The sequence below is a fragment of the Streptomyces sp. RPA4-2 genome (assembly GCF_012273515.2).
In the GTDB taxonomy this organism is placed as follows: Bacteria; Actinomycetota; Actinomycetes; order Streptomycetales; family Streptomycetaceae; genus Streptomyces; species Streptomyces kaempferi.
On record NZ_CP050975.2, the window covers coordinates 7,085,651 to 7,098,921 of the forward strand.

Sequence of the window (13,271 nt, forward strand, 5' to 3'; positions counted from 1 at the left end):
GGTTCGCCACCGGGGCTCGTCGAGACTCGTCTCGGCAAGTGCCCCTGATCCGGGGGTCCGTGACCGCGGCTCCTCACCGGTGCCAGGCGGGTGGACGTTTCTGGGTGAACGCGTGGGCGCCTTCGGTGGCGGCCGCGGTGGTGAACACGGGGGCGCTGAGCGGGTCTTGGACGGCGTAGGCGGTGTCGTCGTCGAGGCCGCGGGTTCTGTGGACGATCTGTTTCGTGGTGAGGACGGCGTCCTGGGGGTGGGTCTGGACGCGTTCGGCCAGGACGAGGGCCGCGTGGAGGGCTTCGCCTTCGCGGGTGAGCTGGTTGACGAGTCCGTGGCGGGCCGCGTCCGGGGCGGGCAGGGGAGCCGCGGTCAGGAGCATCTCCATGGCCACGTGGTACGGGAGGCGCCCGGGCAGGCGGATGGCTCCGCCTTCGGCGGCGATGAGGCCGCGGGCGACTTCGGGCAGCGCGAAGAACGCGGAGTCGGCGGCGGTGATGAGATCGCAGGCGAGGGCGAGTTCGAAACCGCCGGCGACGGCCGCGCCCTCCACGGCCGCGATGAGCGGCTTGCGGAGGTGCGCGCGGGTCAGCCCCGCGAGCCCGCGGTCGGCGACGACGGGGACGCCGTCGGTGGGGAAGGCTTTGAGGTCCATGCCCGAGCAGAAGTGGCCGCCTGTTCCGGTCAGAATGCCGACGTTCAACGCCGGATCGGTCTCCAGCCGGACGAGGGCCGTGTCCATGGCCTTGGCCAGTGCCTGGTCGACGGCGTTACGGACGCGGGGCCTGTTGAGGGTGATGAGCAGGACGCCGGGGCGTGGTTCGGTCACCATCACGGGGGCTTGGGTGTCCATCGGGTGGCTCCTGGTCGGGGGGCTGTCACGGGGGGAGAGGGAGGGTCAGCTCCGTACGACGGGCAGCGCGGCCAGTCCGCGCATCACCCGGGCGGGCCGCCAGGGCAACTCGTCGGCCGGTTTGGCCAGCGTGACGGGGCCCAGGCGTTCGAGCAGCAGCGGGAAGGCGACGGAGCCTTCGAGGCGGGCCAGGGCGGCGCCGATACAGAAGTGCGGCCCGAAGCCGAAGGCGAGGTGGTCGTTGGGCGTGCGGCTCACATCGAGCAGGTCCGCGTCGGTGAAGCGGGCCTCGTCGCGGTTGGCGGAGCCGATCAGGAGACTGACGATGTCGCCCTCGGCGATCAGCCGGCCGTGGAGAGTGAACGGTTGCGCGGCGCACCGGAACGTGGCGTCCCGCACCGGGGAGTCGTAGCGCAGCAGTTCCTCGACGGCGGAGGCGACCAGGCCGGCTCCTGCCTTCGGTCCGGTGAGCCGGGCGGCCTCGCCGGGGTGGCGGAGCAGGGCGAGCATGCCGTTGCCGATGAGGTTCATGGTGGTGTCGTGGCCCACCAGCAGCAGGAGGTAGGCGGTGGAGCGCAGTTCCTCCTCGCTCATCGCCCCGCTGTCGTCACTGGCCCTCACGAGAGCGCCCAGCAGGTCCACTCCGCTGCGCTCGGCGCCCGCGCGTTTGTCGGCGATCAGGCTGTCCAGCAGGGCGTGCAGACCGGCTTCCATCCGGGCGGGGTCCAGGCCCGGGGCGGGGGCGATGGTGGCCATCAGGGTGTCCCGGGTCGCCGCGTTGTCGAGTTCGTCGGGGACACCGAGGATCGCGCAGATCATCCGGAAGGTCAGAGGCGCCGCGAAATCCGCGATCACGTCCACGTGCGTGTGCTGCTCGATCCGGTCGAGCAGCCGGTTCGCGGTGTCCGCGATGAACGGTTCCAGTTGCGCGATACGCCGGGGTACGAACGCGGCGTTCACCAGCGTCCGCAGCCGGGTGTGGTCCGGGGGATCGGCGTGGACCAGGTGTCGGTTCAGCCCGGTCGGCCCCGCGACGTAGCCGGATACCCGGGCGGGGTCCTTGCTCAGCCGCCCGTCGCTCAGCAGCGCGCGGACATCGTCGTAGCGGGAGATCTGCCACACGGTGGGACGCCCGGGTCTGCGGTCGGCGTGGGCGGGCGAGTGCCGGCGCAGCCACGCGAAGAAGGGGTAGGGGTCCCGTACCCGGACGGCCGACAGATCGGGGGGCGGGGACGGCACTGCGGGAGCGGGCACGGTAGCTCCGGGCTCGAAATCCGACGCGGACACCGCACCAACGAGAGCGACGGCCGGAGGATGCGGAACCTGTCATTCCGGACCGACGGGAGCAGGGGGAGCGGCCGGGGCCGCCGTCCGCCGGTGCGAGCGGCGGCAGCGCAGGCGGGCCCCCGGATCACGGGGACCGCCTGTCACGCTGGGTTACTATGCTCACTCCATGCCGGAGGCCGGTGACGAGGGCCGCACTGCCGTCGACGGACTGCCGGGGAGGGAGGGTGACGACGATGCCGGTCGAAACTCCCCTGACTCCCTCCGGGACGGATCGGGGACGTCGCCCGATATCGCACCGCATCGGAGATGGCCGTGACATGTAAGGCAATAAACCGGTGGAGCCTTGAGGGATGATGAGAGAGGTCACCACAACTCGCTACATCGCGCCCCTGCACGAGGGCGGCTCGTTGCCGGGACTCGTCGAGGCCGATGACCTGGGCACGTACGTCGTGAAGTTCACGGGCTCCGCGCAGGGCCGCAAGGCGCTGGTCGCCGAGGTGATCGTCGGTGAGCTGGCGCGCGCCCTCGGGCTCCGCTTCCCCGAGCTGGTCCTCGTGCACTTCGACCCCGCGGTCGCGGAGGACGAGCCCCACCAGGAGGTCCAGGACCTGCTGCGCGCCAGCGCCGGGGTGAACCTCGGGATGGATTATCTGCCGGGCGCGCGGGACTTCACCCCGGAGGTCGCCAGGACCTTCTCCGTCGACCCGCTGGAGGCGGGCAGGGTGATCTGGCTGGACGCCCTGACGGTCAACGTCGACCGCACGGTGCACAGCTCGAACCTGATGATCTGGCCCACGTTCGGCATCGCGCCGCCGCGCCTGTGGCTGATCGACCACGGCGCCGCCCTCGTCTTCCACCACCGCTGGGACGCCTCCGCGCCGGAGAAGGCCTACGACTTCCGGCACCACGCGCTCGGCGGCTGCGCCCCGGACACCGAGGCGGCGGACGCCGAGCTGGCACCCAAGGTGTCGGAGGCGCTGCTGCGGGAGGTCACGGCCCAGGTGCCGGACGCCTGGCTCGCGGACGAGCCCGGTTTCGCGACCCCGGACGAGGCCCGGGACGCGTACGTCGGCTACCTCCTCGCCCGGGTGAAGGCGTCGGCGGCCTGGCTGCCCACGGACTTCCCGAGCCGCGAACAGCTCGCCGCCGAGGACGCGGACCGGGCGGCGCGGACCGAGCGTGAGCGGCCGAACTGGCTCAAGCGGGTGCCGGACCTGCACGGCAAACCGGCGGCGGAACAGGATTGGTCGGTGCACCTCGAATGACCACGACACCCTCAGTGAGCACTCACCGCGTGCAGATCGAGTACTGCACCCAGTGCCGCTGGCTCCCCCGTGCGGCCTGGCTGGCGCAGGAACTGCTCACCACGTTCGAGACCGAACTGGGTGAGCTGTCCCTCAAGCCCGGCACGGGCGGCGTCTTCGTCGTCCGCGTCGACGACGAGATCGTCTGGGACCGCCGCGATCAGGGCTTCCCGGAGCCCACGGCGGTCAAGAGGCTCGTACGCGACCGAGTGGCCCCGGGCAGGTCCCTGGGCCACTCGGAGCGATGACGGCTCGACGGTTCAGCCGGCCAGCTGCTCGTAGGCGGGCAGCGTGAGGAAGTCCGCGTAGTCCTCGTCCAGGGACACCGTCAGCAGCAGGTCGTGCGCCCGCTGCCAGTTGCCCGCGGCGAAGGCCTCCTCGCCGATCTCGGCGCGGATGGCGGCCAGTTCCTCGGCGGCGATCTTGCGGGCGAGTTCCGGCGTGGCGCTCTCACCGTTCTCGAAGACGACTCCCGCGTTGATCCACTGCCAGATCTGCGAGCGGGAGATCTCCGCCGTCGCCGCGTCCTCCATCAGGTTGAAGATGGCGACCGCGCCGAGGCCGCGCAGCCACGCCTCGATGTAACGGATGCCGACCTGGACGGCGTTGACCAGACCGCCGTAGGTGGGCTTGGCGTCGAGCGAGTCGACGGCGATCAGGTCACCGGCGGCGACCGACACGTCCTCGCGCAGCCGGTCCTTCTGGTTCGGCCGGTCGCCGAGGACCGCGTCGAAGGAGGCCATCGCGATCGGGACGAGGTCCGGATGGGCCACCCACGACCCGTCGAACCCGTCGCCCGCCTCGCGGTCCTTGTCGGCCTTGACCTTCTCGAACGCGACCTTGTTGACCTCCTCGTCGCGCCGCGACGGGATGAACGCCGCCATACCGCCGATGGCGTGCGCGCCGCGCCGGTGACAGGTGCGCACGAGGAGCTCGGTGTAGGCGCGCATGAACGGGGCCGTCATCGTCACCGCGTTGCGGTCTGGCAGTACGAACTTCTGCCCGCCGTCACGGAAGTTCTTGATGATGGAGAAGAGGTAGTCCCAGCGGCCGGCGTTCAACCCGGAGGCGTGGTCACGGAGTTCGTAGAGGATCTCGTCCATCTCGTACGCGGCCGTGATCGTCTCGATCAGGACGGTCGCGCGGACCGTGCCCTGCGGGATGCCGACGTAGTCCTGCGCGAAGACGAAGACGTCGTTCCAGAGGCGGGCCTCCAGGTGCGACTCCGTCTTCGGGAGATAGAAGTACGGGCCCTTGCCGAGGTCGATCAGCCGCCGCGCGTTGTGGAAGAAGTACAGGCCGAAGTCGACGAGCGCGCCGGGCACGGCGGTGCCGTCGGCGGCGACGAGGTGACGCTCGTTCAGGTGCCAGCCGCGGGGTCGCACGACGACGGTCGCGAGGTCCTCGTCCGCCTTCAGGGCGTACGACTTACCGGACCTCGGGTCCGTGAAGTCGATGTTCCGGGTGTAGGCGTCGGTCAGGTTGAGCTGGCCGGTGACCACGTTCTCCCAGGTGGGCGCGGAGGCGTCCTCGAAGTCCGCGAGCCACACCCTGGCCCCCGAGTTGAGGGCGTTGACGGTCATCTTGCGGTCGGTGGGGCCGGTGATCTCCACCCGGCGGTCGTTCAGGGCCGCCGGGGCCGGCGCCACCTTCCAGGAGTCGTCCGCGCGGATCGCGGCGGTCTCCGGGAGGAAGTCGAGCGTGGAGGTGCGGGCGATCTCGGCGCGGCGCTTCGCGCGGCGGGCGAGGAGCTCGTCACGCCGGGGCGTGAACAGCCGGTGCAGCTCGGCCACGAAGGCGAGGGCCGCGTCCGTGAGGACCTCTTCCTGCCGGGGCAGGGGCTCGGCGTCGACGATGGCCAGCGGGGACGGCGCTGGTGCGGACATGAGCTGTCACTTCCTTCAGCGAGCGTGGCACCGGGTGCCAGGCGACCCGGGCAGGGCAGTGAGCGCCTGGAGAGCAGCACGGCGCTTCTGAACAGTGGATAGTAGTTTCCTCATGGTGGAAGTTCAATGATTTGTTGATATCGAGATTCTCCGGGTCAAGGCACTATGGCGCTCAGTGCCACGCCGCTCACTCAAGGTGTCCCAGATCGTCCTCCGTGTCGATGTCGTACGGCCTCGCCACGTCCCCGCACTCGACGAGGGTGATCGCCGCGTCCCGCTCCTTGAGATAGGCACGTGCCCCCCGGTCGCCGGTCGCACTCGCCGCGACGCCCGCCCAGTGGGCGGCGCCGAAGAGGACGGGATGGCCACGCGTACCGTCGTACGCGGCCGAGACCAGGGAGGTCTCGTCCCGGTACGCGGCGAGCACCCGGGCGAACGCCCTGGGCCCGATGCCGGGCTGGTCGACCAGCGAGACCAGCGCGGCCCGCGCGCCCGTGCCGTCGAGCGAGCCGAGCCCGGCCCGCAGCGACGAACCCATCCCGCGCTCCCACTCCGGGTTGTCGACGAGCACGCATCCGTCGAGCCGTGCCCGCTCCCGTACGACGGAGGCGTCCGCCCCCAGCACCACGTGGACGCGCGTGCACCCGGCCGCTCGCAGCACCCCGACCGCGTGCTCCACGAGGGGGCGCCCCCGGTGTTCGAGCAGCGCCTTGGGCCGCCCGCCGAGCCGTCGCCCCCCGCCCGCCGCGAGGAGCAGCCCGGCGACCTGGTCTTCCCTGTGCGTCATACGTCCTGCATACCTGACCGCGCGTCGACCGCACGGTTTCGGGAGGCTGAATTTCGGTCCGTCCTGTGGCGCCCACCTCACCAGGTGGCGTTTACTGGCCCGCGTCCCTCGGCGCCCGACCGACGCCCCGGGACGCAGGACATGCGGGCGTGCGGGCGAGACACCCGCGCGCCGGGATGGGCGAGGGGGGAGAGAGCTGTGTTGCGGAGCTTGGGGCAGAGGTCAGTGACCGGCAGCGACGAGGACCCGAGAGTGGCGGAACTGCGGACCGCCGTCTCCCGGCTGCGCCGTGAACTCGCGGTGCACCCGGCGGAGTTCCCCGACCGGGGCATCGCCGAGGACGAACTCGCGGCGCTCGCCGCGATGGCCCTCAGCGGCGCCCCCGAGATCCCGCGGCTGCGCCGCTCCCTGCTGCTGATCGCGGGCGCGATCGGCTCGGTCAGCGCGCTGGCGACAGGCCTCGCGGAGGTGCGCGGCGCGGTCGAGCTGTTCGGACGGCCGCCGACGCGGTAGCCGGATCGGGCGAGTTGTCCGGACGGCCGAGGACGCGGTAGCCGGGCTGGGCGATTTGTGGGGACGGTGCGACGCGGTAGCCGGGTCAGGTGCGGTCAGGCGACCCAGCGTGGGCGTCCGGTGTCCGCGCCGGCCGCGTCGAGGCGGCCGTCCAGGGCCGCGGCGACCCGGCGTACGGCCTCGTCGAGCACCTCCGGCGCCAGGGTGTAGGGGAAGCGCAGCCGGGACTCATGGGTGCCCGGGTCCGCGCCGAAGCGGGCGCCGCCCTCGATGCGCACCCCGTGGGCGAGAGCCGCGCGGGCCAGCGGCGAGGCGATCGGACGCCCCAGGTCGATCCACAGGGAAAGACCGCCTTGCGGCGATTTCCAGCGCCAGTCGGGGAGATGGCGGCCCAACGACTCGGCGAGCGCGTCCCGCTGGGCCCGCAGCCTCGGCAGCCGCTCGGCCAGCACCTGGTCCGTGCGCGCCAGCAGACCGAGGGCGACCAACTGGTTCAGGACGGAACCGCCCATGTCCACCGGCACCCGAGCGGTCGCCAGTTCCGTGATCAGCCGCGAGCCCGCCCGCACCCAGCCGAGCCGCAGCCCGCCCCAGTGCGTCTTGCTCAACGACCCCACGGTCACGATCTGTTCGCCCGTCCCACGCGGGGCGAGCGATGCGAACGGGACGGCCGAGGGCACTTCCAGCGCGATGTCCGTCATCGTCTCGTCGACCACCAGCCAGGTACCCGTCGCGCGCACCGACTCCAGTACGGCCAGCCGCTGTTCGGGCGGCATCAGACGGCCCGTCGGATTGTGGAAGTCGGGGATCAGATACGCGAGCCGGGGAGCCGCCTGCCGCAGCGCGCCGTCGATCAGCCCCGGGTCCCAGCCGTCCTCCGTCACGGGCACGGGGGTGGTGCGCAGCCCGATACGCCGCATCGTGTCGAGCGCGTTCGGATACGAGGGGTTCTCGACCAGGATCCGGTCACCGGGCCGCCCGAGCAGCCCCAGCGTCAGCGAGAGGGCCTGCTGCGCCCCGTTCGTGATGAGGATCTGGTCCGGCAGTGTCGGCAGCCCGCGCCGGGTGAAGCGCTCGGCGACGGCGGCCCTCAACTCCGTTATCCCGTAAGGGTGATAGCCGGGTGTCGAAGCGTGCTGCGCCAGCTGTCCGGCCGCCTCCGCGAACGCCTCCGAGAGCTGCGGCTCGGGCGCGCCGGGCGCCGCGACGGCCAGGTCGATCACCCCGTCGTCGGCCGGGAAGGAGGCCACATTGGCCGGGCGGTGGCCGTCGGGCAGCTCCGTCCACGTGCCCGCGCCGCGCCTGCTGCGCGCGAACCCGTCCTCCCGCAACAGGTCGTACGCCGCCGTCACCGTGGCGCGGCTGATCCCGAGCGTCGAGGCCAGTTCGCGTTCCGCGGGCAGCCGGACGTGCAGTGCGATCCGGCCGTGCAGGAGCAGCGTGCGGACCCCGTCGGCGAGGGCGCGGTATCCGAGGCGGCCGTCGGTGCGCGGCGCGGCGGACAAGAGCCCGGCTAGCTGCCGGCTTCCCAGCGTCCTGTCCATTCCGTGGACGACCGGTCCGTTCACCATGCCAACTCCCTCGCATTGGCCCTGTGGGGCAGGCCAATCAGCCTACAGACTTCGCGGACACGGGGGGAGCCGCGGGGAGGGCGCCCACGCATGGGCGTGGGCAGGGGAGCGGAGCGCGCGGGGCCGTCACGGCGGTGGCGGAATGGGTCGTGACGGCTCGGTGAGCGCCGGGCGCGCGTGGTGGCGCGTCCCGGCGCGGATTCGGGGCGGCGGGTCCCGTCAGGCGTTCGGGCCGGAGCTCGCCAGGGCCTCCGACAGCTCCACGGCGACCTGCTGCAACACGGGCACGATCTTCTCCGTGGCCGCGTCGGTGACACGGCCCGCGGGGCCGGAGATCGAGATGGCGGCGGCGGTGGGGGAGTCGGGGACGGAGACGGCGAGGCAACGGACGCCGATCTCCTGCTCGTTGTCGTCGACCGCGTAGCCGAGCCGGCGCACCTCCTCCAGCGCGGTGAGGAAACCGTCCGGCGTGGTGATCGTCTTCTCCGTCGCGGCGGGCATGCCGGTACGGGCGAGGAGCGCGCGCACCTCGTCCGCCGGGGTGTTCGCGAGCAGTGCCTTGCCCACGCCCGTGGAGTGCGGCAGCACCCGGCGGCCCACCTCGGTGAACATGCGCATCGAGTGCTTGGACGGCACCTGCGCCACGTAGACGATCTCGTCCCCGTCGAGCAGCGCCATGTTCGCCGTCTCTCCGGTCTCCTCGACCAGTCGCGCGAGGTAGGGGCGGGCCCAGGTGCCGAGCAGCCGGGACGCGGACTCGCCGAGCCGGATCAGCCGGGGGCCGAGCGCGTACCGGCGGTTCGGCTGCTGGCGTACGTAACCGCAGACCACCAGCGTGCGCATCAGCCGGTGGATGGTGGGCAGCGGCAGCCCGCTGCTGGCGGAGAGCTCGCTCAGGCCGACCTCGCCGCCGGCGTCAGCCATGCGTTCGAGCAGATCGAAGGCGCGCTCGAGGGACTGGACACCGCCGCTCGGCGCGGATGACTTGGCGGAGGCGTTTTGCGCTGGGGCGTCGCTGGCGCGGGACGTCGGCACGGCGCGGTCCTTTCGAGGCTGACAGGCAGTGATGCAGCCTACCCGGGTGTCGGTTGACTCCTCCGTGGCGCATGACTACGTTCTGCTGTGCGGAAGTGTATTTCCATTCTGTGGAAACATCCAGGGAGTGCGTACCCGCGGTGGAGGAGAGTGCGTACCCGCGGTGGAGGGTGGAGTGTGCTCTTGACGGCGGGAGGGCGGGAGTGAAGACTCCTTCAACAGAACGTTGAATTCCGTTACGTGGAAGTAAACAGCGGTATCGGAAGGCGACAGCGGCGGCGAGAGGGGTCCGGGTGTCCGAGGTCGGAGAGATCGAACTGGTGCTGCGCTCGACGCGTGTCATCACTCCCGAGGGAACACGCGCCGCGTCGGTCGCGGTCGCCGGGGGCAGGATCACGGCCGTGCTCGCCCACGATGCCGAGGTGCCGCCCGGCGCGCGTCTGGAGGACTTCGGCGACGACGTCCTGCTTCCCGGTCTCGTCGACACCCACGTGCACGTCAACGATCCCGGCCGCACGGAGTGGGAGGGCTTCTGGACGGCCACGCGCGCCGCCGCGGCCGGCGGCATCACCACGATCGTCGACATGCCGCTCAACTCCCTCCCGCCGACGACGACGGTCGACCACCTCCGTACGAAGCAGGACGTCGCGCGTTCCAAGGCGCACATCGACGTCGGGTTCTGGGGCGGCGCGCTGCCCGACAACGTCAAGGACCTGCGCCCCCTGCACGACGCCGGCGTGTTCGGCTTCAAGGCCTTCCTGTCGCCGTCCGGCGTGGACGAGTTCCCGGAGCTCGACCAGGACCGGCTCGCCCGGTCCCTCGCCGAGATCTCGGGGTTCGGCGGCCTGCTGATCGTGCACGCCGAGGACCCGCACCACCTGGACGCCGCCCCTCACCAGGGCGGCAGGCGGTACGCGGACTTCCTCGCCTCACGCCCGCGCGACGCGGAGAACACCGCCATCGAGAACCTGATCGCGCAGGCCCGGCGCCTCGACGCGCGCGTGCACGTACTGCACCTGTCGTCCTCCGACGCGCTGCCCCTGATCGCCGCGGCGAAGGCCGAGGGCGTCCGGCTCACCGTGGAGACCTGCCCGCACTACCTCACGCTCACCGCCGAGGAAGTCCCGGACGGCGCCTCCGAGTTCAAGTGCTGCCCGCCCATCCGCGAGGCCGCCAACCAGGACCTGCTGTGGCAGGCGCTGGCCGACGGCACGATCGACTGTGTCGTCACCGACCACTCGCCGTCGACGGCCGACCTGAAGACGGACGACTTCGCGACCGCCTGGGGCGGTATCTCCGGGCTGCAGCTGAGCCTGCCGGCCATCTGGACCGAGGCCCGCAGGCGTGGCCACGGCCTGGAGGACGTCGTCCGCTGGATGTCCACCCGTACGGCGCGGCTGGTCGGCCTCGACCACCGCAAGGGGGCCATCCGGGCGGGCCACGACGCCGACTTCGCCGTCCTCGCGCCCGACGAGACGTTCACCGTCGACCCCGCCGCGCTGGAACACCGCAACCGGGTCACGGCCTATGCGGGCAGGACCCTCACCGGGGTCGTGAAGTCCACCTGGCTGCGCGGCGAACGCGTCATGTCCGAGGGCCGGTTCACCGAGCCGGCGGGTGAACTCCTCTCACGGCGCCCGTAGCCCCCGTAGCTCCTGTGGCCGTCCGCGGCCACGAGGCGTACCCGCACCCGTTGTACCGGCACCCGCACCCGCACGTGCGCCCGCACCGGCCGACTCCCGAAAGGCAGACCTGATCATCGTGACGGCGATTCCCCGCTTCACCGGCGACGCGAACCCCTACGGCGGCGGCGACCCGTACGCCGACTACCGCACCGCCGAGTTCCCGTTCGCGCGGGACGCCGACCTCGCGGACCGGCGGCTCGGCGCGGGTGTCGTCGCCGCCAACGACGAGTTCTTCGCCGAGCGGGAGAACCTCCTTGTCCCCGGGCGCGCCGAGTTCGACCCCGAGCACTTCGGCCACAAGGGCAAGATCATGGACGGCTGGGAGACCCGGCGCAGGCGCGGCGCCTCGGCCGACCACCCGTGGCCGACGGCAGAGGACCACGACTGGGCGCTGGTCCGCCTCGGCGCGCCCGGCGTGATCCACGGCATCGTCGTCGACACGGCCCACTTCCGCGGCAACTACCCGCAGGCGGTGTCGGTCGAGGGCGTGTCGATGCCCGGCTCCCCGTCGCCGCGCGAGCTGCTGGCGGACGACGTGAAGTGGACGACCCTCGTCCCGCGCACGGCGGTCGGCGGCCACGCGGCGAACGGATTCGCCGTCGACGTCGAACAGCGCTTCACGCACCTGCGCGTCAACCAGCACCCCGACGGCGGCATCGCACGCCTGCGGGTCCACGGCGAGGTCGTCCCCGACCCGGCGTGGCTCTCCGCGCTCGGCACCTTCGACGTCGTCGCCCTGGAGAACGGCGGCCGGGCCGAGGACGCCTCCGACCGCTTCTACTCGCCCGCCACCAACACCATCCAGCCGGGGCGTTCCCGCAAGATGGACGACGGCTGGGAGACGCGCCGCCGCCGTGACACCGGGCACGACTGGATCCGCTACCGGCTCGTGGCCCGGTCCGAGATCCGCGCCCTGGAGATCGACACGGCCTACCTGAAGGGCAACAGCGCGGGCTGGGCGTCGGTGTCGGTGCGCGACGGCGAGGACGGCGAGTGGAGGGAGATCCTCCCGCGTACCCGCCTCCAGCCCGACACCAACCATCGCTTCACCCTCACCGCGCCCGCCGTCGGCACCCACGCGCGCGTGGACATCTTCCCGGACGGCGGCATCTCCCGGCTGCGGCTGTTCGGCTCGCTGACGCAGGACGGGGCGGCCGGTCTGGAGGCCAGGCACCAGGAGCTCGGGGGCTGACTCCGCGCCGTGCGGCGCCGTGCCCGTGCGCGGCGCCGCACTCGGCGCGCGGGGCCTCGCGGGCGGGCGTCAGGGCCGGTCGTCGGCGGCGTCGCGGGAACGGCTCTCCCTGAGCTGCCGCCAGTGCGTGCGATAGAGCACGTAGTAGAGCGCGGCGACCACGGAAGCGGCCTGCAGTCCCAGCCCGAGCGCCAGGAAGGAGTCCTCGCTCGAAAGGCGGTTGGTCAGGAAGCTGAAGTTCATGCCGAAGAACCCGGTCAGGAACGACAGCGGCAGGAAGATCATCGAGACGACGGTCAGTCTGTTGATCACGAGGTTCTGCTGATCGGCGACGATCGACGCGTAACTGCCCGCCGCCCGGCGGGTCGCGTCCCGCAGCGACTCGATCTCCAGCAGCACCAGCTGCACCGTGTGCTCGTGCAAGGTGTTCATCGCCCGCCGCTCCTCCGGGATGCCGTGAGCGGTCATCCTCCGGCGGACGAGGATCTCCTGGACGACCGAGGCGTAGGGCAGGAACGCGCGGTGCAGGTGGGCCGCGCGCCGCCGCAGCCGGGCCAGCGCCTGGGCGTGCTGCGGCTGCCGCTCCTCGAACATCGCCTCCTCCAGGTCCTCGACCTCCAGGTGAGCCGCGGTGACGGCCCGGCGGAAGCTCTCCAGGACGCCCTGCAGGATCAGATAGAGGGCGGTGACCGAGTCGACGGGGCGGTCGTGCCGCAGCCGCTCGACGAAGGTGTCGATCAGTTCCACGGGCCCGCGGTGGACCGTGATCACGTGTTCCTCGTCGGCGTGGATCTGGACGTAGACGATCCGGTCGCCGCAGACCACGGGGACGATGCCCGCGGCCGTGCCCTCGTGGAAGTCGGCGCGCGTGTGCTCCTCCTGTTCGCCGAGCCACTCCCAGATCTCGTCGTCCAGTCCGAGCCGACGCGACAGGGGCCGGTCGTCGTCAGGTGGGGGCTCCTCGCCCAGATCGATGTCCACGATCACGAAACCGGAGGCCGTCAGACGCTCGCGGGCCCCCTGAAGGTCCGTGCGCACGACGACGCCCTCCGGCATCGACACCACCGATACGATCATCGTCCCTCACCGTGGATGACGTGTCCGATCGCGACGCAGGACGCCCCGGCATGTGCAAACTGCAACGTCGACCGCACACTACCGCCGAAG

At 71.8% G+C, this 13,271-nt stretch carries 12 protein-coding genes; 5 read left to right on the forward strand and 7 right to left on the reverse strand.

Annotated elements, in window-relative coordinates; all coding sequences use genetic code 11:
• Positions 1–73: 73 nt before the first annotated feature.
• Positions 74–844: a crotonase/enoyl-CoA hydratase family protein gene (locus tag HEP85_RS30930; RefSeq protein ID WP_168530819.1), complete on the reverse strand. Its 771-nt coding sequence runs from the start codon at positions 842–844 to the stop codon at positions 74–76.
• A 45-nt stretch (positions 845–889) separates the two neighbouring features.
• The gene (locus HEP85_RS30935) at positions 890–2,098 is read right to left on the reverse strand and encodes a cytochrome P450 (protein ID WP_168530820.1); all 1,209 of its coding nucleotides are present in this window, start codon (positions 2,096–2,098) and stop codon (positions 890–892) included.
• Positions 2,099–2,481: 383 nt separating this feature from the next.
• On the opposite strand from HEP85_RS30935, the gene HEP85_RS30940 reads away from it, so the two are divergent.
• Together HEP85_RS30940 and HEP85_RS30945 are read left to right on the forward strand one after the other, a co-directional pair.
• On the forward strand, positions 2,482–3,396 hold the full coding sequence (locus HEP85_RS30940) for a HipA family kinase (RefSeq protein WP_168530821.1): 915 nt from the start codon (positions 2,482–2,484) through the stop codon (positions 3,394–3,396).
• Between the two features lie 14 nt (positions 3,397–3,410).
• On the forward strand, positions 3,411–3,683 hold the full coding sequence (locus tag HEP85_RS30945) for a SelT/SelW/SelH family protein (RefSeq protein ID WP_248002130.1): 273 nt from the start codon (positions 3,411–3,413) through the stop codon (positions 3,681–3,683).
• Between the two features lie 12 nt (positions 3,684–3,695).
• Here HEP85_RS30945 and aceB read toward each other — a convergent pair whose 3' ends face one another.
• Both aceB and HEP85_RS30955 read right to left on the reverse strand, forming a co-directional pair.
• The gene (gene aceB, locus HEP85_RS30950; RefSeq protein WP_168530823.1) at positions 3,696–5,321 is read right to left on the reverse strand and encodes a malate synthase A; all 1,626 of its coding nucleotides are present in this window, start codon (positions 5,319–5,321) and stop codon (positions 3,696–3,698) included.
• Positions 5,322–5,508: 187 nt separating this feature from the next.
• Positions 5,509–6,108 (reverse strand): NTP transferase domain-containing protein, encoded by a 600-nt coding sequence (locus HEP85_RS30955; protein ID WP_168530824.1) that lies wholly within the window; start codon positions 6,106–6,108, stop codon positions 5,509–5,511.
• A gap of 198 nt (positions 6,109–6,306) precedes the next feature.
• Between HEP85_RS30955 and HEP85_RS30960 the strand changes: the two genes are divergently transcribed.
• The gene (locus tag HEP85_RS30960; protein WP_168530825.1) at positions 6,307–6,621 is read left to right on the forward strand and encodes a DUF5955 family protein; all 315 of its coding nucleotides are present in this window, start codon (positions 6,307–6,309) and stop codon (positions 6,619–6,621) included.
• Positions 6,622–6,716: 95 nt separating this feature from the next.
• Here the strand turns inward: HEP85_RS30960 and HEP85_RS30965 are convergent, their stop codons facing one another.
• Together HEP85_RS30965 and HEP85_RS30970 are read right to left on the reverse strand one after the other, a co-directional pair.
• A complete protein-coding gene (locus HEP85_RS30965; RefSeq protein WP_248002131.1) occupies positions 6,717–8,192 on the reverse strand; it encodes a PLP-dependent aminotransferase family protein in 1,476 nt (491 codons plus the stop codon).
• Between the two features lie 219 nt (positions 8,193–8,411).
• Complete coding sequence (locus tag HEP85_RS30970; RefSeq protein ID WP_168530826.1) at positions 8,412–9,227, reverse strand: IclR family transcriptional regulator; 816 nt, start codon at positions 9,225–9,227, stop codon at positions 8,412–8,414.
• A 293-nt stretch (positions 9,228–9,520) separates the two neighbouring features.
• Between HEP85_RS30970 and allB the strand changes: the two genes are divergently transcribed.
• Both allB and alc read left to right on the forward strand, forming a co-directional pair.
• On the forward strand, positions 9,521–10,870 hold the full coding sequence (gene allB, locus HEP85_RS30975) for an allantoinase AllB (protein WP_168530827.1): 1,350 nt from the start codon (positions 9,521–9,523) through the stop codon (positions 10,868–10,870).
• A 118-nt stretch (positions 10,871–10,988) separates the two neighbouring features.
• On the forward strand, positions 10,989–12,104 hold the full coding sequence (gene alc, locus HEP85_RS30980; protein WP_168530828.1) for an allantoicase: 1,116 nt from the start codon (positions 10,989–10,991) through the stop codon (positions 12,102–12,104).
• Between the two features lie 69 nt (positions 12,105–12,173).
• On the opposite strand, the gene HEP85_RS30985 is transcribed toward alc, so the two are convergent.
• Positions 12,174–13,181 carry a CorA family divalent cation transporter gene (locus HEP85_RS30985; protein WP_168530829.1) on the reverse strand — a complete coding sequence of 336 codons (1,008 nt, stop codon included), beginning with the start codon at positions 13,179–13,181 and terminating at the stop codon, positions 12,174–12,176.
• Positions 13,182–13,271: the final 90 nt, after the last annotated feature.